Annotated in this window: 17 protein-coding genes; 12 read left to right on the top strand and 5 right to left on the bottom strand. The window is 70.4% G+C overall.

Annotation, left to right across the window (positions count from 1 at the left end):
* Positions 1-24 precede the first annotated feature (24 nt).
* The 8 genes from rpoN to NR792_RS32330 all read left to right on the top strand — a co-directional run bounded on the left by rpoN (position 25) and on the right by NR792_RS32330 (position 7,621).
* The gene (gene rpoN, locus NR792_RS32295; RefSeq protein ID WP_375756563.1) at positions 25-1,545 is read left to right on the top strand and encodes an RNA polymerase factor sigma-54; all 1,521 of its coding nucleotides are present in this window, start codon (positions 25-27) and stop codon (positions 1,543-1,545) included.
* A 72-nt stretch (positions 1,546-1,617) separates the two neighbouring features.
* Positions 1,618-2,256: a GNAT family N-acetyltransferase gene (locus NR792_RS32300; protein WP_375756564.1), complete on the top strand. Its 639-nt coding sequence runs from the start codon at positions 1,618-1,620 to the stop codon at positions 2,254-2,256.
* A 16-nt stretch (positions 2,257-2,272) separates the two neighbouring features.
* The gene (locus NR792_RS32305) at positions 2,273-3,061 is read left to right on the top strand and encodes a hypothetical protein (protein ID WP_375756565.1); all 789 of its coding nucleotides are present in this window, start codon (positions 2,273-2,275) and stop codon (positions 3,059-3,061) included.
* Positions 3,062-3,171: 110 nt separating this feature from the next.
* On the top strand, positions 3,172-4,053 hold the full coding sequence (locus NR792_RS32310) for an SDR family oxidoreductase (RefSeq protein ID WP_375756566.1): 882 nt from the start codon (positions 3,172-3,174) through the stop codon (positions 4,051-4,053).
* Positions 4,054-4,279: 226 nt separating this feature from the next.
* On the top strand, positions 4,280-4,945 hold the full coding sequence (gene hpf, locus NR792_RS32315; protein ID WP_375756567.1) for a ribosome hibernation-promoting factor, HPF/YfiA family: 666 nt from the start codon (positions 4,280-4,282) through the stop codon (positions 4,943-4,945).
* 198 nt (positions 4,946-5,143) lie between these two features.
* A complete protein-coding gene (locus NR792_RS32320) occupies positions 5,144-5,605 on the top strand; it encodes a PTS sugar transporter subunit IIA (protein ID WP_375756568.1) in 462 nt (153 codons plus the stop codon).
* Positions 5,606-5,628: 23 nt separating this feature from the next.
* Positions 5,629-6,474, top strand: a complete 846-nt coding sequence (locus tag NR792_RS32325; protein WP_375756569.1) for a hypothetical protein — start codon at positions 5,629-5,631, stop codon at positions 6,472-6,474.
* A gap of 49 nt (positions 6,475-6,523) precedes the next feature.
* A complete protein-coding gene (locus NR792_RS32330) occupies positions 6,524-7,621 on the top strand; it encodes an alpha/beta hydrolase family protein (protein WP_375756570.1) in 1,098 nt (365 codons plus the stop codon).
* Here NR792_RS32330 and dtd read toward each other — a convergent pair.
* The 4 genes from dtd to NR792_RS32350 are packed head-to-tail and all read right to left on the bottom strand — an operon-like array spanning position 7,618 to position 11,491.
* On the bottom strand, positions 7,618-8,079 hold the full coding sequence (dtd, locus tag NR792_RS32335; RefSeq protein ID WP_120524611.1) for a D-aminoacyl-tRNA deacylase: 462 nt from the start codon (positions 8,077-8,079) through the stop codon (positions 7,618-7,620). The two genes, NR792_RS32330 and dtd, sit on opposite strands and share 4 nt — an antisense overlap.
* 54 nt (positions 8,080-8,133) lie before the next feature.
* A complete protein-coding gene (locus NR792_RS32340; RefSeq protein ID WP_375756571.1) occupies positions 8,134-8,967 on the bottom strand; it encodes an ABC transporter permease in 834 nt (277 codons plus the stop codon).
* Positions 8,964-9,878 carry an ABC transporter permease gene (locus NR792_RS32345; protein ID WP_375756572.1) on the bottom strand — a complete coding sequence of 305 codons (915 nt, stop codon included), beginning with the start codon at positions 9,876-9,878 and terminating at the stop codon, positions 8,964-8,966. Before NR792_RS32345 ends, NR792_RS32340 begins: the two co-directional genes overlap by 4 nt.
* Positions 9,875-11,491 (bottom strand): ABC transporter substrate-binding protein, encoded by a 1,617-nt coding sequence (locus NR792_RS32350; protein ID WP_375756573.1) that lies wholly within the window; start codon positions 11,489-11,491, stop codon positions 9,875-9,877. Before NR792_RS32350 ends, NR792_RS32345 begins: the two co-directional genes overlap by 4 nt.
* Before the next feature lie 134 nt (positions 11,492-11,625).
* Between NR792_RS32350 and dacB the strand changes: the two genes are divergently transcribed.
* Positions 11,626-13,863 (top strand): D-alanyl-D-alanine carboxypeptidase/D-alanyl-D-alanine-endopeptidase, encoded by a 2,238-nt coding sequence (dacB, locus tag NR792_RS32355; protein WP_375756574.1) that lies wholly within the window; start codon positions 11,626-11,628, stop codon positions 13,861-13,863.
* A gap of 262 nt (positions 13,864-14,125) precedes the next feature.
* Positions 14,126-14,635, top strand: a complete 510-nt coding sequence (locus NR792_RS32360) for a single-stranded DNA-binding protein (protein ID WP_375756575.1) — start codon at positions 14,126-14,128, stop codon at positions 14,633-14,635.
* A gap of 116 nt (positions 14,636-14,751) precedes the next feature.
* Here NR792_RS32360 and NR792_RS32365 read toward each other — a convergent pair whose 3' ends face one another.
* A complete protein-coding gene (locus NR792_RS32365; protein ID WP_375756576.1) occupies positions 14,752-15,435 on the bottom strand; it encodes a succinate dehydrogenase in 684 nt (227 codons plus the stop codon).
* A 273-nt stretch (positions 15,436-15,708) separates the two neighbouring features.
* On the opposite strand from NR792_RS32365, the gene NR792_RS32370 reads away from it, so the two are divergent.
* Together NR792_RS32370 and NR792_RS32375 are read left to right on the top strand one after the other, a co-directional pair.
* Entirely contained in the window at positions 15,709-16,602 is an 894-nt protein-coding gene (locus NR792_RS32370) for an Hsp33 family molecular chaperone HslO (protein WP_375756577.1), read from the top strand.
* A gap of 171 nt (positions 16,603-16,773) precedes the next feature.
* Complete coding sequence (locus tag NR792_RS32375) at positions 16,774-17,469, top strand: phosphoribosyltransferase (protein ID WP_375756578.1); 696 nt, start codon at positions 16,774-16,776, stop codon at positions 17,467-17,469.
* The last annotated feature ends 14 nt before the right edge of the window (positions 17,470-17,483 follow it).

Below are 17,483 nucleotides of genomic sequence, written 5' to 3' on the forward strand. Positions count from 1 at the left end.
CATGCCTTCCGGAGACGCCCCCACATGGCGATGGAACTCAAACAGAGCCTGAAGCTCGCGCAGCAGCTGGTGATGACGCCCCAGCTGCAGCAGGCCATCAAGCTCCTCCAGCTCTCGCGAATGGAGCTCCTGGACCAGGTCCGCGAGGAGATGGAGCAGAACCCCCTGCTGGAGCAGCCCGAGGAGGGCATGCCCGGCGAGGTGAGCGAGAAGGAGCCTGGCGAGGCCTCGCTCGAAGCGGACAACACGGAAATCTCGCGGGACGTGGACCTGCCGTCGGCGACGCCGGAGACCGCCCAGGAGTTCAAGGCGGACGGCGAGGGCCCCCCGGAGATTGACTGGGAGTCCTACCTCAACAGCTACCAGTTCAACGAGCCCACCACCGCCTCCAACAAGGGCAACGTGGCCACGGACGACCTGCCGTCGTTCGAAGCCAACATGGTGAAGAAGGAGGACCTGGTCGACCACCTCCAGGAGCAGCTGGGCACGCTGCGGCTCAACGAGGCCGAGCGCCGCGTGGCGGTGCTCATCCTGGGGAACCTGGACGACGACGGCTACCTCAAGCTGCCGGAGATTGAGGGCGACCCGCTCATCCGCCTGTCCAACGAGGCGGACGTGCCCATGCACGTGGCCGAGCGCACCCTGCGCCGCATCCAGAACCTGGAGCCCCGGGGCTGCGGCGCGCGCGACCTGCAGGAGTGCCTGCTCATCCAGCTGCAGGCGATGAAGGACCCGAACGCGGCGCTCCTGGGCCTCATCATCAAGCGCCACATGAAGTACCTGGAGAGCAAGAACCTCCCGGCCATCGCCAAGGACCTCAAGGTCACCTTGGAGGAAGTGGTCGCGGCGGCGAAGCTGCTCCCGAAGCTGGATCCGCGGCCGGGCCGCAACTTCAGCGGGGATGACGCGCAGTACATCACCCCCGACGTCTTCGTCTACAAGCTGGGGGACGAGGACTACACCGTGGTCCTCAACGACGACGGCCTGTCCAAGCTGCGCATCTCCGGCATGTACCGGAACGCGCTCAAGACGGGCGCGGTGAGCCCCGGGCAGACGAAGGAGTTCATCCAGGACAAGCTGCGCAGCGCGATGTGGCTCATCCGCTCCATCCACCAGCGGCAGCGGACCATCTACAAGGTCACCGAGAGCATCGTGAAGTTCCAGCGGGACTTCCTGGACAAGGGCATCGCGCACCTCAAGCCCCTCATCCTGCGTGACGTGGCGGAGGACATCGGCATGCACGAGTCCACCGTCAGCCGCGTCACCACGAGCAAGTACGTGCACACGCCGCAGGGCATCTTCGAGCTGAAGTACTTCTTCAACTCGTCCATCGCGCGCGTGTCCGGCGAGGACACGGCCAGCGAGGCCGTGAAGCACCACATCAAGCAGCTCGTGTCGCAGGAAGACCCGCGCAACCCGTACTCGGACCAGAAGATCGTGGAGCTCTTGCGCTCGCAGGGCACCGAGATCGCCCGCCGCACGGTGGCCAAGTACCGCGAGGTGCTGGGCATCCTCCCCAGCAGCAAGCGCAAGAAGTACTTCTAGAGCCGCTGGTCCAGCCGGTTTGTCGGAACCGGCCCTGCACGCCAGGGCCGGGGTTGGGGCATGAAGCGGTCCATGGACCCCGTGCTCCCCACCGATGTCGGCGTTCCCCGCCGCGAACCCGTGCCGCTCGTCGTCCCGCCCGTCACCCTGGAGGGGCGGGCGGTGCGGCTGGTGCCCCTGTCCCAGGAGCACGTGCCCGCGCTCACGGCGCTCTGCGAGCCGGAGATCTTCGCCCACTTCTCGTCCGTGCTGCGCACGCGGGACGACGTGCAGGACTACGTCATCCAGGCCCTGATGGCGTCCAGCCGGGGCACCGAGCAGGCCTTCGCCATCCTCGAGCGGGCGAGCGGGGACGTGGTGGGCACCACGCGCTACCTGGACATCTCCCGCTATTACCGCACGCTGGAGATCGGCTCCACCTGGCTGGGCCGCCGGGCGTGGCGCACGCGGGTGAACACCGAGTGCAAGTTCCTGCTGCTCACGCACGCCTTCGAGACGCTGGGCGTGATGCGCGTGCAGCTCAAGACCGACCGGCGCAACGTGCGCTCGCGCGCCGCCATCGAGCGGCTGGGCGCCACCTTCGAGGGCATCCTGCGCAACCACATGCTCGTGCGCGGCGGCGTGGTGCGGGACAGCGCGTACTACGGGTTCATCGACACCGAGTGGCCGGGCGTGAAGGCGCGGCTCGAAGGACTGCTGGCGCGGGAGTGATAGGGTGCCGGCCGCCATGACCTTCACTGCTCCGAGCCCGCGTCGAACCGTTTCCCGCCTCACCGTCCTGGGGGCGCTCGTGGCGCTCACCGGCTGTGGCGGAGGTGAGACGAAGGTGATGACGCTGGCGGAGCTGGCGGACCGCTCGCTCACCTTCGCGCTGGCGGACGTGGACGACGCGGAGACGCCGGACGCGCAGGGCGCGCACCGCTTCACCGTCAGCTACTCGGTGGCGGCGGACGGCCCGTGCTCGCGCTTCGCGGACGACGTCACGGCCACCTTCAACGGCGAGCCCATGACCCTGGTGCCGGGCGGCGCGTCGGACGTGGGGGGCCGCTCGGAGGCGTGCGAGAACAGCCGCGCCTACTTCAACTTCGACCCGGCCGCCTGGGGCCGCCAGCCGGTGGAGGACATCACCGTGCAGCTCCAGGACGCCACCAGCACCGTGCGCCTGGTGGTCCTCAAGGCCAAGGCCAAGCGCAGGTTCACGTTCCAGGGCGAGGGCACCCCGGACAAGCTGCGCGTGGGGCAGACGTATGACTTCCTCTGGGAGCCCGCGACGGAGGTGCCCGGCCCCGTGGAGGCGCTGCTCCTGCGCGAAGGGGGCAGGGCGCCCGGCGTGCTCACCGTCACGCAGGACGGCAACAAGGCCACCATCGACATCCCCGTCGGCACCCCGCAGGCCAACCACACCCTGACCCTGGGCGCGGACCTGGTGGGCACCGTGGGCGAGTGCACGGGCGTCGCGTCGTGCTCGGGCGCCATCTACCACTCGCAGGACTTCGTGCTCTCCGTGGTGCCCTGAGCCTGTCGGGCCGCCGGGCGGTGGACGGGCAGGCGGCCGGTGCGTGATTGCCGCCCCGCGCCATCACCTCCACCGTGAGGGAACGCCTTTCTTCCCCACGGAGTGATGACATGGCCCGCAACCCCGACCCTCGCAACGCCGGACCCAAGCCGCCCTTCCCCGAGCAGACGCAGCCCGCCCCCGGCCACGAGGGCGCCATGTCCCCGGAGCCCGACTACGGCGAGCAGTCGTACAAGGGCTTCGGCCGGCTGCAGGACCGCGTCGCGCTGGTGACGGGCGGCGACAGCGGCATTGGCCGCGCGGTGTGCCTGGCCTTCGCGCGCGAGGGCGCGGACGTGGCGTTCGCGTACCTCAACGAGGGCGATGACGCGAACCACACCCGCCGCGTGATTGAAGGCTCCGGGCGGCAGGCGCTGGCGCTGGCGGGTGACATGGCGCTGGAGGCCACCTGCAAGCGCATCGTCGAGGACACGGTGAAGAAGTTCGGCCGCATCGACGTGCTCGTGAACAACGCCGCCTACCAGGGCAAGGCGGTGGAGAAGTTCGAGGAGCTGGACGCGGAGCGCGTGGAGCGCACCTTCCGGGTCAACATCCTCGCGATGTTCCACCTGGTGAAGTACGCGCTGCCGCACATGAAGCCGGGCGCGACCATCATCAACACCGCGTCCATCCAGGCGTACCAGCCCTCGGCGGAGATCCTCGACTACGCGACCACGAAGGGTGCCATCGTCGCCTTCACCAAGGGCCTGTCGCAGGAGCTCATCGGCCGGGGCATCCGGGTGAACGCCGTGGCGCCGGGGCCGGTGTGGACGCCGCTCATCCCGCAGTCCTTCGACGGGGAGAAGGTGAAGGAGTTCGGCAAGAGCTCGCCTACGGGCAGGCCCGCGCAGCCCGCGGAGCTGGCGCCCTCCTACGTGTTCCTCGCGTGCGACGAGTCGCGCTTCGTCAACGGCGACATCCTGGGCGTCACCGGAGGCATGTTGCTGGCGTGAGGACCACGCACGCGGTGTGGGGGAGACCGGACCGGAAAATGGGACCCGGGTCGGAATCCCCACCGGGTGCCATGCAGCGGACACCAGACGTGTCCTATTGCGGTCGCTTTCGCGAGCGCGAGCCGTGAACGGGAAGTTCCAACCTGGGGGGCCGGGTTGCTTTCGGCGTGGGCTCCGTTTCTGATCTGTAACGGAGCTTACCTCTCTCCCTAGGAGGCGGCCACGCATGCAGCTCAACATCACCTTCCGTCAGTTCGGAGCGTCGGATTCACTGAAGGAGTACGCCCGTGAAAAGGTCGAACGGGTGAACCGACTGCTGGACCGGGCTGGTGAGGCCCACGTGGTGCTGTCGTTGGAGCGGCACCTGCACCACGCGGACATCACCATCCACTCCGGCGCCTGGGTCCTCCGGGGGCGTGAGAAGAGCGATGACATGTACGCGTCCATCGACCTGGCGATGGACAAGATCGAGCGCCAGCTGCGCCGCTACCGCGACAAGCTCAAGTCGCACCACGGCAAGGAGAAGGTCCACCACCGCCAGGACCTGGTGAACAACCTCAAGGTCCGCCACGACGTCTTCGAGGTCCACGAGCCGGAGGAGGCCGCCGAGTCCTCGCCGCCCGCCCCCATCCAGGCCGTCCCCGCCACCCAGGCCCCGCAGCCGGTGGCCGAGTCGGGCGTCGCCCGGCTGGTGCGCACCACGCACCTGGCCATCCAGTCGCTGTCGGTGGACGACGCCGTGATGCAGATGAACCTGATGAACAACGACTTCTACGTGTTCCAGAACCAGCAGTCCCAGGCGCTGTCCATCGTCTACCGCCGCAAGGAGGGTGGGTTCGGCCTCATTGAGCCGCACCTGCCCGAAGCTCCGGTGGCCGCCACCGGCACCTGAGCGCCGGCCGGCCAGAGCAGGGACCGGGTCCGGGGCTTCCCCCCGGGCCTGGGCCCGGGCCGGGACCCGGCACCGGGCTGACGCGCAGTGAGCGAAGCGCCTGCCACCGCCCAGGCGACCCTTGCGCGAATCCAGTGTGAGGAGTAATTGCCGGCCGAGGAAACATTGCCGGCCCGGAGCGCCAGTGCGGGAGCGCCATTGAGAATCGCCGATTTCCTCAGCCCCCAGGCGGTCGTCGCGGACATGCAGTCCCGCACGAAACCGGAGGTGCTGCGCGAGCTGAGTACCACGCTGGTCCGGGCGCACCCGAATCTGCGCGAGGACCGGCTGGTGGCGGTGCTCCAGGAACGCGAGAAGCTGGGCAGCACGGGCATTGGCGAGGGCGTGGCCATTCCGCACGGCAAGCTGGCGGGCATGGACAGCCTCCAGGCCGCCTTCTGCGTGTCGCGCACCGGGGTGGACTTCGAGTCCATCGACGGCAAGCCCACGCACCTGTTCTTCGCGCTGGTGGCGCCGGAGAACAGCGCGGGGGTGCACCTGAAGGCGCTGGCGCGCATCTCGCGCCTCTTCAAGAACCCGCGCTTCCGGGCGGCCATCCTGGAGGCGCCCACGGCCGCGGACATCCACGCCCTCATCGTCCAGGAAGACGCGCGGCCCTGAGGGGCTGACAGGAGACGCCCCGCATGGACGTCGTCCTGCGTCCCATCAACGACCGCTTCTTCCACGAGCAGGTCCTGCCCTTCTTCGCGCGCGCCATGGGGGACGCCACCGGCGCGCTGGAGGCCCTCGCCAACCACCTGGGTGACGCGCAGGCGTTCACGCTCTGCCAGCGGCTGGCCTCGTCGGCGCTGCCGGGGGGCGTGGGGTCGGTGGACTCGGACGGGTGGATGGACCTGGTGGACCGGCTGGTGTTCCAGCCCTGGCACGAGGCGCCCGGCGGCTGGGAGGTGGGCGGCTCCCCCGGCGGCTACGCGGATGAATGGGACGAGGCGCTGAACCTGGCGCTGATGGTGGAGGACCCGGCCTATCCCTACTGGGACACGAAGGCGGCGCGCGTGGTGCGGGACAACTTCCGCCGGCGTCCTCCGGGCGAGCAGGGGCTGGCGTCGCTGCTGGCCGGGCAGTGGGACCCCTTCCCGGACTTCCCCCCGGACCGCGTCTTCGTCACGCAGGGCCGGGGCGAGTACGCGGTCCGCGAGCGCTTCGCCTTCGCGGACTGGGCCTGGCGGCCGGCGAAGACGGTGGTGCACTGGCAGGTGAACCTGCCGCGCAAGCTGGAGCGGCTCCTGGCGCGCGAGCAGGAGCGCATGAAGCTGCCGTCGCTGCCGGAGCGCGACGAGGTGCTGGGCTACTGGACGGGCCGGCTGCCCCAGCCGCCGCCCCTGTCCGTGCTGTTCTCCGGCCTGGGCCCCAACGCGGCCACGTGGATCCGCGAGCTGGGCGCGCTCACGCTGCACCTGCGCACCGCCGCGCAGACGAAGCAGGGCCTGGCCGCGCTGGTGACGCGCGGGACCACCGTGCGGCTGTAGCCGCTGACGCCCTTCCCCCGCGGCGCCGTTCACGGCCATGCTCGGGCCCATGCGTTGCCACCTCGCTCCGTTGGGTCCCGTGCTCCTCGTCTCCGCGGCGCTGCTGACGGGGGGCTGTTCCTCCTCGAAGAAGGCGGAAGCACCGCGCACGGACCACGCGTCGCTCTACGGGGCGGACGCGGCCTACGCGGTGGGCGTCACGCAGTCGCTGACGTACGAGGACGCGGTCCGCCGCCGCACGCTGAAGCCGCTGGTCTGGTACCCGGTGGCGCCGGGCACGCCAATGGACAACCGCGCGCCGTCGGACCTGTTCAAGCCCTTCTACGGCGCGAAGGACGCACCGCTGTCGGACGCGCGCGAGCGCTGGCCGGTGGTGCTGCTGTCGCATGGGAGCGGCGGCTCGGTGATGGACCTGTCCTGGTTCGGTTCAAACCTGGCGGCGCGCGGCTTCGTCGTCGTGGGGCTGAACCACCCGGGCAACACCTTCGGTGACACCAGCCCGGAGGGCTTCGCGCGCGCCTACGAGCGCCCACAGGACTTCACGGTCATCCTCGACCGCCTGCTGAGGGACCCGAAGTGGGGCCCGCGCGTGGATCCGGAGCGCATCGGCGCGTCGGGGCACTCCATGGGCGGCTACACGGCGCTGGCGCTGGTGGGGCTGAACCTGAACCTGGAATGGATTGAGAAGCGCTGCAAGACGCCGGGCACCCGCGAGGAGATTGGCTGCGAGGGCCTGCGCGACGTGGACTACGGCCGCATCGACATGAAGCAGGCGCGAGCGTCGTACCTGGATCCGCGAGTGAAGGCCGCGTTCGCGATGGCGCCGGGCATGGCGGCGTCCTTCGAGGCGCGGGACACCGCCGACATCCAGAAGCCCGTGGAGCTGGTGCTGGCGAAGGGGGACGAGCTGATGCCGCACGAAGGGCACGGCATGCACCTGGCCGGGCTGTTGCCCGCCGCGACCACGACGACGGTGGTCCTGGACGACGCGGGCCACTTCTCGTTCCTGCCCGAGTGCTACCCGAAGGGCTTCAAGGTCATCGCCATGCTGTGCCGCGACCCGGTGGCCGGGACGCGCCCGGCCTCGCACGCGCGCACGGTCGCGGAAGGCGTGGCGTTCTTCCGCCGCACGCTGGACGTGCGTTAGGCCGGAGCGGCGGCCTTCGGTGGGCTCTCCAGGAGGATGGTGACGGGCCCGTCGTTGACGAGCGCGACCTTCATGTCCGCGGCGAAGATGCCGGTGCCCACGGTGAGGCCGCGCTGGCGCAGCGCTTCGCAGGCGCGCTCGTAGAGGGCCTTGGCGGCGACGGGCTCCATCGCGTCGATGAAGCTGGGCCGGCGGCCCTTGCGCGCGTCGCCGTAGAGGGTGAACTGGCTGACGACGATGAGGTGCTTGGAGGTGTCCTCCAGCGACAGGTTCATCTTGCCGTCGGCGTCCTCGAAGATGCGCAGCGTGGCCAGCTTCTCCACCATCCACGTCAGGTCCGCGTCGGTGTCGCCCTTGCCCACGCCCAGCAGCACGAGCAGGCCCGGGCCCATCTCGCTCACGCGCTGACCGTCCACCGTCACCGACGCTTCCAGGACCCGCTGCACCACGGCCTTCATGGGTTCACTCCCTTTTGTCCCTGCTTCCTGCCAGGGACGCCCGGGGCCTTCAAGTCACCGGCCCTCGTGGCGTGGATCCATCGCGTCGCGCAGCGCATCGCCCAGCAGGTTGAAGCCCAGCACGGTGAGCGCCAGCGCGATGCCCGGGAAGAGGGCCACGTGGGGCGCCACCAGCAGGTACTGCGTCCCCTGGTCCACCAGCGCGCCCCACGACGGAGTGCCCGGAGGGACGCCCAGCCCCAGGAAGCTCAGCGACGCCTCCGCGACGATGGCGCCCGGCAGCGCGAAGGTCGCCTGCACGAGGAGCGGGCCCGCCGCGTTGGGCAGCAGGTGCCGCACGAGGATGCGGCCCGGACCGCTGCCCAGGGCCCGAGCGGCCTGCACGTAGTCGCGCTCGCGCAGGGTGAGCACCTGTCCGCGCGTCAGCCGCGCGTAGCCCGTCCATCCGGTGAAGGAGAGCGCGAACACGACGTTGGCGAGGCTGGGGCCCAGCACGGCGGTGATGAACAGCGCCAGCAGGATGCCGGGGAACGCGAGCAGCACGTCCACCAGCCGCATCAACGCTTCGTCCACGAGCCCGCCCGCATAGCCCGCGATGCCGCCCAGCGTGATGCCCACCGCGGCGGACAGCACCACGGCGAAGAAGGACACCTCCAGCGACACGCGCGCGCCGTACAGCACGTGCGTGAGCACGTCGATGCCGTTCTCCCCCGTGCCCAGCAGGTGGCCGGAGGTCGGGCGCGACAGCTCGCGAGTGAGGTCGATGGCGTCCGGCGAATGAGGGCTGAGCCACGGCGCGAACAGCGCGGTGAACACCCAGACACACGCCACGGCGAGCCCGAACCGGGCGCCCCAGGAGTGCAGCCGGAAGCGGTGGGCCGCGCTCATGAGCGCCTCCGCACGCGCGGGTCGACCCACGCATAGGCCAGGTCGGTGAGCGTGTTGACCAGGACGTAGCTGAAGGTGAAGAGGAGCACGGTGGCGCGCACGGTGTTGTAGTCGCGCTTCTCGATGGCGGTGAGCAGCAGCGTGCCCATGCCCGGCCAGGCGAACACCTTCTCCGTCACGATGGCACCGCCCAGCAACGCGCCGAACTCCAGGCCCAGCACGGTCACCAGCGGCAGCAGCGCGTTGCGGAACGCGTGCTTCCACAGCACCACGCGGGGCGACAGCCCCTTGGCCCGGGCCACGGTGACGTAGTCCTCGCGCAGCGCCTCGAGCATCGTGGCGCGAGTCATCCGCGCGAGGAACGCGGCCAGCGCGGTGCCCAGCGTGAACGCGGGCAGCACCAGGTGCCGCCAGGACTCCGCGCCGGACACGGGCAGCCAGTCCAGCTTCAGCGCGAAGAGGATGATGAGCACGGGGCCCAGCCAGAAGCGGGGCAGGGCGCCCCCCGCCACGGACACCCCCATCGCCGCCGCGTCCACCGGAGTCCCCCGCCGCGCCGCCGCCATCACGCCCAGGGGGAGCGCCAGCACCAGCGACACGGCCATCGCCGCCACCGTGAGCAGCAGCGTGTACGGCAGCGCCGCGCCCAGGGCCGGAAGCACCTTGCGCTGGAACGGAGGCAGCGACGTGCGCAACTCCCCGGTGGCCAGGTCGCGAGCGAACGTCCAGAGCTGCGCGTACCACGGCAGGTCCAGCCCCACGGCCCGCCGCAGCGCCGCGCGGTCCACCTGCGTCGCCTGCTCCCCCAGCATCACGTCCACCGGGTCGCCGGGCACGAGGTGCAGGAACAGCGACACGAGCAGCAATGCCCCCACCATCGCGATGACCGCGGACACCAGTCGCCGGCTCACGGCGTGCCTCTGCGCTCGGGCGTCACTTCGCGCGCCTTCGCCAGCGGCAGCAGCAGGCCATGCGCGCTGGGCTCGAAGTCCGCGAGCCTGGAGGACACCACCGCGACGCTCGCCTCATGCCACAGCGGGATGACGGGCAGGTCCGCGTCCAGCTCCCGCTGCGCCTGCGCGTACAGCGTCCGCCGCTCCTCCCTCGACGCCTGCGTCGCCGCGTCCAGCACGCGGTCCAGCGCCGGGTCCTTCAGCGCGCCCCGGTTGAACCCGCCCCAGTGGTTCTCCGGCCCGGGGATGTTCGCGGAATGGAACGCGCCCCGGAGCAGGTCCGGCTCCATCACGGCGGCCCACTTCAACGTGAACAGCTCGAAGCGTCCCCGTCGCACGTCCTCGAAGAACGTGCCGAACTCCAGCGCCCGCACCTCCACCGCCACGCCGCCCTTCGCCAGCTGCTCCTTGAGCACCAGCGCCACCGCGCGCCGGAAGCGGTCCGTGCTCGTCTTGAACGTGAAGGACACGCGCGGCTGTCCTCCGGGCCCATCCGGATCCGGATACCCCGCCGCGTCCAGCAGCCGGGCCGCCTCCTCCGGCGCGTAGCCGCACCCCGGCGTGGCCGTGAAGGCCCAGTGCTCGCGGGGCAGCATGCTGGACGCGGGCTCCGCCAGCCCGTGCAGCTTGTGCTCCACCAACGGACGCACGTCGATGAGGTGGCACAGCGCCTGCCTCACGCGCACGTCCGCGAGCGGCCCCTCCCGCAGGTTGAGCCCCAGGTACGTGAAGCCCGTGCCCGGCTTCGTCACCACGCGCAGGTGGGGCGCCTCCCGGAGCGCGGGCAGCACCGCCGGGGACACGTTGTTCACCACCAGGTCCGCGCGCCCCTTGAGCAGCTCCAGCACCCGCGTCGTCTCGTCCCGCACCACCCGGAACGTCAGCCGCGACACGGCGGGCTTGCCTCCGTGCCACCCTTCGAAGGGCGTAAGCGTCAGGTGCTCCTCGTCCGGCCACGACTCGAACCGGAACGGGCCCGCGCCCACCGGATGCTGGCCCTGCGCCTCGATGCCTCCGGGCCCCACCCGCTCCGAGGGCAGGATGGCCGCGGACAGCTCCGCGAGCAGCGGCGCATAGGGCCGCTTCAGGTGGAAGCGCACCGTGCGGGCATCCACCACCTCCACCCGGTCCACCGGCTCGTACCGCTCGCGCTTGGGGCTGCCCAGCTTCGGCTCCCTCAGGGCGTCGAAGGTGGCCTTCACGTCCTCGGCGGTGAGGGCGCTGCCGTCGTGGAAGGTGAGCCCCGGACGCAGGACGAACTCCACCACCGTCGCGGAAACGTCACGGAAGGACTCCGCCAGCTGGGGCACCGGCCGGCTGGCGTCATCGAAGGTGAGGAGCCCCGGGCTGATGAGCTGCGCCAGCCGCTGTCCATGGGCCGTGAGGGCGAAGCGGTCATCCAGGCTGTCCGGTGGGGCCTCCAACAACACCGTGATGCCCGCCGGTGGCGCCGGGGCCCGGCAGCCGGAGTCAAGCACCAGCGCCAGCGCGAGGACGAACACCCGGACGGCACGGAAGGGCAGGGGAGGCATGGCGTCTGTCACGAGGTGGATGTCAGGCGGAGCGCTCATGCTGCGACAGCCTTCTTCCTGTTTCCAGGAAGCAGGCAGGCGTGCAGGGTAGCGGCGGCCGTGCAGCCACCCCCCACCCTTGCCGCCCCTTTCGTCCCTTCTTCATAATGGATCGCGACTTCCCCGGAGCGTGCGTGCAGGTTTTTCGAACCAGACCCTTCTGGGCAGCGACCGCCATTGCCCTGTGGCTTCCTTCCGCCACGCTGGCTGCGTCGCCGTCCGCCGACAAAAAGGCCGAACGCGAAGCGCTGAAGAACGCGCTCGTTCAGGTGATGCAACGCACCGCGCTCAAGAGCAGCCGCGTCGGCGTGCACATGCAGAGCCTGGACGACGGCTCCGTTGTGTTCAGCCACAACGCGGACGAGCTGCTCAACCCCGCCTCCAACGTGAAGCTCGTCACGTCCTCCGCGGCGCTCGTCGCGCTGGGGCCGGAGTTCCGCTACGAGACGGAGTTCCTCGTGGAGCCGGAGCTGCCCGCCGACGGCAAGGTCAAGACGCTCTACGTGCGCGGCAGGGGTGACCCCACCATCACCACCGAGCGCCTCTACAGCATCACCTCCGAGCTGCTCCACGCGGGCCTCAAGGAGGTGCAGGACATCGTCGTGGACGATTCCTGGTTCGACCCCGAGCGCACGCCGCCCGGCTACGACCAGGAGGACTCCGACCGCGCGTACATGGCGCCCACCGGCGCGGTGAGCCTCAACTGGAACGCCGTGGCGGTCTACGTGCGCTCCGCTCCCGGCGGCAAGGCCGTGGTGGACATGGAGCCGCCCAGCGACTTCTTCGTCGTGGACAGCACCGTCACCAGCGGCCCGGGCCGCGCGCGGCGCGTGTCCGTGAAGTCCGACGCGTACGGGGACAAGCAGAAGATCATCGTCAAGGGCCAGGTCCCCGACGAGCGCGGCGCCGTGAGCGTCTGGAAGAAGATCGACAACCCGCCCATGTACTTCGGCGGCTCGCTCAAGCAGCTGCTCACCACGCGCGGCGTGAAGGTGAAGGGCAAGGTGAAGCAGGGCCTGACGCCGTCGCGCGCGAAGGTCGTGCACGTGTCCCAGTCCGACACGTTCGACATCGTCCTCAAGCGCCTCAACAAGCTCTCCAGCAACTTCGTCGCGGAGACGCTGCTCAAGACGATGGGCGCGGAGCTGCGCGGCGCGCCGGGCTCGTTCGCCAAGGGCATTGACGTGGTGGAGGAGTTCCTGGACCGCGACGTGGGCATCCCGCGCGGCACCTACGTGATGAAGAACGGCAGCGGTCTCAACGACGCCAACCGCTTCTCCACCGCGCAGGTGGACCGCCTGCTGCGCCACATGTACGAGCGCTTCCCGCTGGCCCCGGAGTACCTGTCCTCGCTGGGCATCGCCGGCAAGGACGGCACGCTCAAGTACCGCTTCGACGGCACGGACGCCGTGGGCCGGCTGCGCGCCAAGACGGGCACCCTGGAGGGCGTCTCCGCGCTCAGCGGCTACGTGCAGTCCGCGGGCGGAGAGAAGTTCTCCTTCTCCATCATGGTCAACGACTACGCGGGCCGCGCCGGCCCCGTCGTCGCGGGCATGGACGCGCTGGGCGCCGCCGTGGCCGCCACCGGCTCCACGCTGGGGCCGGGCAACGCGCTGGCCTCCCTCAATGAGGGCCAGAAGCCCCAGTCCGGCCTGCCGGACATCGCCAACCGCGTGAAGACCTACCTGGAGCTGGGCAAGCAGCGCGATCAACGCAACATCGGCTTCCTGCGCACCGCGTGGCGCAGCGAGCGCGACCCCGCCGTGCGCGCCGTGCTGGCGGAGAGCCTCTACCAGTCCAACCCGCACGACTACCTGGGCACGCGCACGCTCCTGGACAGCTACTCCGCCACGGATGACGTCTACGGCCGCCTGCGTCAGGTGGCCCACGCCCTGTCGGTGGGCGTGCCCGGCGTGAGCAGCATGGTGGAGCTGGCCTCCGGCGGGAACACGGAGGCCCTGGCCCGCGTGATGGAGCTGTGCCGCGCGGCCGGCGCCGCCCGTGACCTGGAGGCGCAGGACGAGCTGGCGGACGGCCTGGGCGAGGTGGCCCGCACCGCCCCCGAGGAGCTGGTCACCGCCCTGCGCGCCGCGAGCACCGTGGAGCGCGACGCGACCGTGCCGCTCCTGGCCCAGGGGCTGGTGAGGGCCGGGGACACCGCGCACCCGTTCTGGAAGTCCCTGCGCAAGCTGGGCTCCGGCGGGACGGATCCGCAGCTCGTCGCCTTCGCCAAGGGGCTGGACTCCACCCTCACCACCAAGACGGCCGAGGCCCGGACCTCTCAGCGCGCCCAGCCCGTCCAGGTGGTCGCGCCCGCGTCCGCCACGCCCAACGTCGTGCCTGCCTCCGGCGTCCTCCGCCCGGGCGGGTAGGCCCGCGCCGCGGACTCCCTCCGCCCGGACGCCCACCGTCCGGGCGGCCGTTCCTCCCCAGCCCTCCTCATCCCTCCCAAACCCCTGGAATCCCTGGCGCTTCCCGCCCGGGGAGCAGGCAGGCGTGCGGGCCCACTGGCCCTGGCCGGTTTCTCGCCAGGGGAATGTCAGTGGTGGATGCTATGGGCTGAAGGACCTGTCGGGGCGTGTGGCCTCGCAGGGTGCACCTGACCCGTCGGTGGGTCAGGTATCGGGAGGAAACATGGCTGGAGGCGTGAACAAGGTCATTCTCATCGGCAATCTCGGGGCGGACCCCGAGGTGCGCTTCACCCCGGGCGGTCAGGCCGTGGCGAACTTCCGCATCGCGACGAGCGAGAGCTGGAACGACAAGAACGGCCAGAAGCAGGAGCGCACCGAGTGGCACCGCATCGTCGTCTGGGGAAAGCTCGCGGAGCTGTGCGGCGAGTACCTCAAGAAGGGACGGCAGTGCTTCGTCGAAGGCCGTCTGCAGACGCGCGAGTGGATGGATAAGGAGAACAAGAAGAACTACACCACCGAGGTCGTCGCCACCTCCGTCACCTTCCTCGGCGGCCGTGACGCCGGTGAGGGCTACAGCGGCGGCGCGGGTGGTGGGCGCCGGCAGCAGCAGGGCAACGGCGGCTACGGGCAGGGGCGTGACGACTACGGCCAGCCGCCTCCCATGGGCATGGACGACGGTGGCGGCATGGGCGGCAACCACGGCGGCGCGGCGGACGAAGACATCCCGTTCTGACGCCTGGGGCCTCTCCCCTTGAAAAGCGAACCGGCCGCTCCTGGACGTCAGGGGCGGCCGGTCGTGTTTTCAGCGACCGGGGCCCGGGGCCCCGGCTCTGCCGCCGAGGGGCTTGCTCAGCCGACGTCCATGCCCGCCGGGCCGTACGCCGCGCCCGCCGTGTAGAGGGCGTAGATGGCGCCCCAGGACATGGCCAGCAGGATGAGGAAGATGATGATGGTGACGGGCTCGAAGCGGCGCATGGAGCGGTCGCTCGCGAGGATGCCCCAGCCCATGGCGAAGGTCTGCAGGCCGTTGGCCAGGTGGTACGCGGTGCCCAGCGTGCCCAGCAGGTAAACCATCAGCGTGGGGCCGTGGAAGTGCATCTCCCGCGCGATATCCATGAAGGGCTCCGCGTGGCCCTCCATCAGGCGCGGCTGCAGGAACGCCAGCCAGATGTGCGCGCCCAGGAACGCGAGCACGCCCAGGCCCGCCACGCGCTGCACGATGTACTTGGTGTTGCCGTAGTTGTTGTAGGCGAGGTTGTTCGGCTTGAAGCTGAACATGCGCACCACGCCCCACGCGGCGTGGATGAGCAGGGGCAGCATGACGATGATGAACGTGAACGCCTGGGCGAACGGGTTCGCGTACTCCGTCACCGACTTTTCCCAGGCCGTCGCGCCGTAGAAGGCGGCCAGGTTGTCCCACAGATGGTTGATGACCCAGAAGCTCAGGGGCACCACGGCGAGGAACGAACCCAGCCGCGACTTCAACAGGGGATTCCGGTCGGTGAGGGCTTCGGCGGTGGCTTGGGTGCTCATCGAGTCTCCAGCGGGGCGCGCGGATGGGTGGGGTGGAAGACCCCCGCGAGCCCAAGTCAGGGCCTGGGTGATACGGCCAACAGGCGGTTTATAGCCGTTCCGTCACGCCGGCTGGATTTCTTCCGCACCTGCCCGTGCCAGCCGCAAGACACCGACTCATAAGCCCGGGCGATGCCAGCCCCCCGCCCTGACTGCTGGCCGCCAGCCGGGCGTCCTGTCCCCGCCCCTCTTCCGTTGGCGGGCGCGAACGGGTGGGGCACGCTAACCAGCCCTATGCCCGATGAGCTTGTCAGTGGATTGTTGAAGGCGTCGGACCTGCGCCTGGTCCTCGCCACCACCGGGGCCCTGTCCCGCCAGGCCCGCGCCACGCACCAGAGCATGCCGGCCTCCGCCGCCCTCCTGTCCCAGGGCCTCACCGTCGCCGCCCTCATGGGCTCGCTGCGCAAGGGCACGGACTCCCGGATCAACGTGCAACTGGAGTGCGACGGCCCCCTGCGCGGCCTCTTCGTGGACGGCGACGCGAACGGCGTCGTGCGCGGCTACGTGAAGAACACCCTGGTGGAGTACGTGGGGACGGAGGGGAAGTACCACTGGCGCCCGGTGCTCGGGAACCAGGGCTTCCTGTCCGTGCTGCGCGACCAGGGCGGCGGCGAGTACTACCGCTCGTCCGTGGAACTGGAGCACTTCGACCTGGTGGCGGACCTGGAGCGCTACTTCCACCAGTCGGATCAGGTCCCCTCGCACCTGCTGATGGCGCAGCTGCCCGGCCCGGTGGACGGCCAGGAGGATCCGCTCGCCACCGTGGTGGGCCTGCTCGTGCAGCCCCTCCCCAACGGGGACAGGGACGCCTTCAAGGCGCTGGGCACCCGGCTCAAGGCGCAGTTCCAGACCGCGGTGCAGGCGCACGCGCAGGACGGGGCGCTGACGCTGCTGCGCTCGCTGGTGCCGGAGGCGGACCTGGAGATCATGTCGCGCTACCCCCTGCGCTTCACCTGCTCGTGCAGCCGGGACCGCGTGAAGCTCGCGCTGCTCGCCATGGGCCGCGAGGAGCTCCAGGACCTGCTGGAGAAGGAAGGCCAGGCGGAGGCCACCTGCCAGTTCTGCACGACGCGCTATGTCATCCCCGGCGCGGAGATCCAGCAGATGCTCACGGAAGGCACTGCCTGACGCGGCACCCGGGGCCCTCGGCCTTGAAGACAGACATCCCTTCCGGCACCGGCCGGCGCCGGGGATGTTTCAGCGCTTCACATCGTCCGGGGAGGCAGGCGCGGCGGTTGTGGCGGGGTCGCGGTGCTCGGGATATGACAGGGCCGCCGCACCTCACCCGGAGCTTTCGCCGTGGCCATCAAGCGGGCAGCGCCGCCGAAGTCCCAGGACCAGCGCAACCCTTCCCCGAAGCCTGCCGTGCCCTCCGCCGCCCAGAAGGACGGGGCGGAGAAGCTCGTCTCCATTCCCAATGACATGGTGCTGGCGCCCCAGGTGGAGGCCCCGCGCCAACCCACCGGCCGCGACCAGTCCCGCCAGAAGTCCACCGGCGTGGTGGAGCTGTCGTGGGCGGAGTTCGACCGCAAGGTGCAGAAGCTGGCGCGCACCATCCGTCAGGCGTGGGAGCCGCAGGCGGTGGTGGGCGTGGCCCACGGCGGCGTGTTCGTGGGCGGGGCGCTCGCGGGCGCGCTCGGCTGCGAGTTCTTCCCCGTGCGCATCAGCCGCCGCAGCCGCGACAAGGGCGAGCGCACCCAGGAGCGCGGCCAGCCGCAGGTGAGCGAGGAGATGCCCCCGGAACTCAAGGGCCGCCGCGTGCTTATCGTGGACGATATTGCATCCAGCGGGGACACGCTGGAATTGGCCACGGCGCTCGCGAAGAAGGTGGGCGCGAAGGAGATCCGCACCGCGTGCCTGATTGCGCGGCCGGAGGGCTTCACGCCGGACCACGTGGGGCTGTCCACGGACTCGCTCTTCGTCTTCCCGTGGGACTACGAGCCGGTGATGGGCGACGCGCACTTCGACGACGACCCCGACAAGGCCGGCGCCTAGTTTCAGGGCTCCGG

The organism is Corallococcus exercitus (assembly GCF_042231735.1).
Classification (GTDB): Bacteria; Myxococcota; Myxococcia; order Myxococcales; family Myxococcaceae; genus Corallococcus; species Corallococcus exercitus_B.

What these genes read in the sequence shown, in the direction of transcription:
- NR792_RS32310 (WP_375756566.1), top strand. Translation starts at nt 3,172, where the DNA reads ATGGCCCGCAACCCCGACCCTCGCAACGCCGGACCCAAGCCGCCCTTC.
- NR792_RS32350 (WP_375756573.1), bottom strand. Translation starts at nt 11,491, where the DNA reads ATGAGCGCTCCGCCTGACATCCACCTCGTGACAGACGCCATGCCTCCC.
- rpoN (WP_375756563.1), top strand. Translation starts at nt 25, where the DNA reads ATGGCGATGGAACTCAAACAGAGCCTGAAGCTCGCGCAGCAGCTGGTG.
- NR792_RS32340 (WP_375756571.1), bottom strand. Translation starts at nt 8,967, where the DNA reads ATGAGCGCGGCCCACCGCTTCCGGCTGCACTCCTGGGGCGCCCGGTTC.
- NR792_RS32325 (WP_375756569.1), top strand. Translation starts at nt 5,629, where the DNA reads ATGGACGTCGTCCTGCGTCCCATCAACGACCGCTTCTTCCACGAGCAG.
- dtd (WP_120524611.1), bottom strand. Translation starts at nt 8,079, where the DNA reads ATGAAGGCCGTGGTGCAGCGGGTCCTGGAAGCGTCGGTGACGGTGGAC.
- NR792_RS32365 (WP_375756576.1), bottom strand. Translation starts at nt 15,435, where the DNA reads ATGAGCACCCAAGCCACCGCCGAAGCCCTCACCGACCGGAATCCCCTG.
- NR792_RS32300 (WP_375756564.1), top strand. Translation starts at nt 1,618, where the DNA reads ATGGACCCCGTGCTCCCCACCGATGTCGGCGTTCCCCGCCGCGAACCC.
- hpf (WP_375756567.1), top strand. Translation starts at nt 4,280, where the DNA reads ATGCAGCTCAACATCACCTTCCGTCAGTTCGGAGCGTCGGATTCACTG.
- NR792_RS32360 (WP_375756575.1), top strand. Translation starts at nt 14,126, where the DNA reads ATGGCTGGAGGCGTGAACAAGGTCATTCTCATCGGCAATCTCGGGGCG.
- NR792_RS32305 (WP_375756565.1), top strand. Translation starts at nt 2,273, where the DNA reads ATGACCTTCACTGCTCCGAGCCCGCGTCGAACCGTTTCCCGCCTCACC.
- NR792_RS32330 (WP_375756570.1), top strand. Translation starts at nt 6,524, where the DNA reads ATGCGTTGCCACCTCGCTCCGTTGGGTCCCGTGCTCCTCGTCTCCGCG.
- NR792_RS32370 (WP_375756577.1), top strand. Translation starts at nt 15,709, where the DNA reads ATGCCCGATGAGCTTGTCAGTGGATTGTTGAAGGCGTCGGACCTGCGC.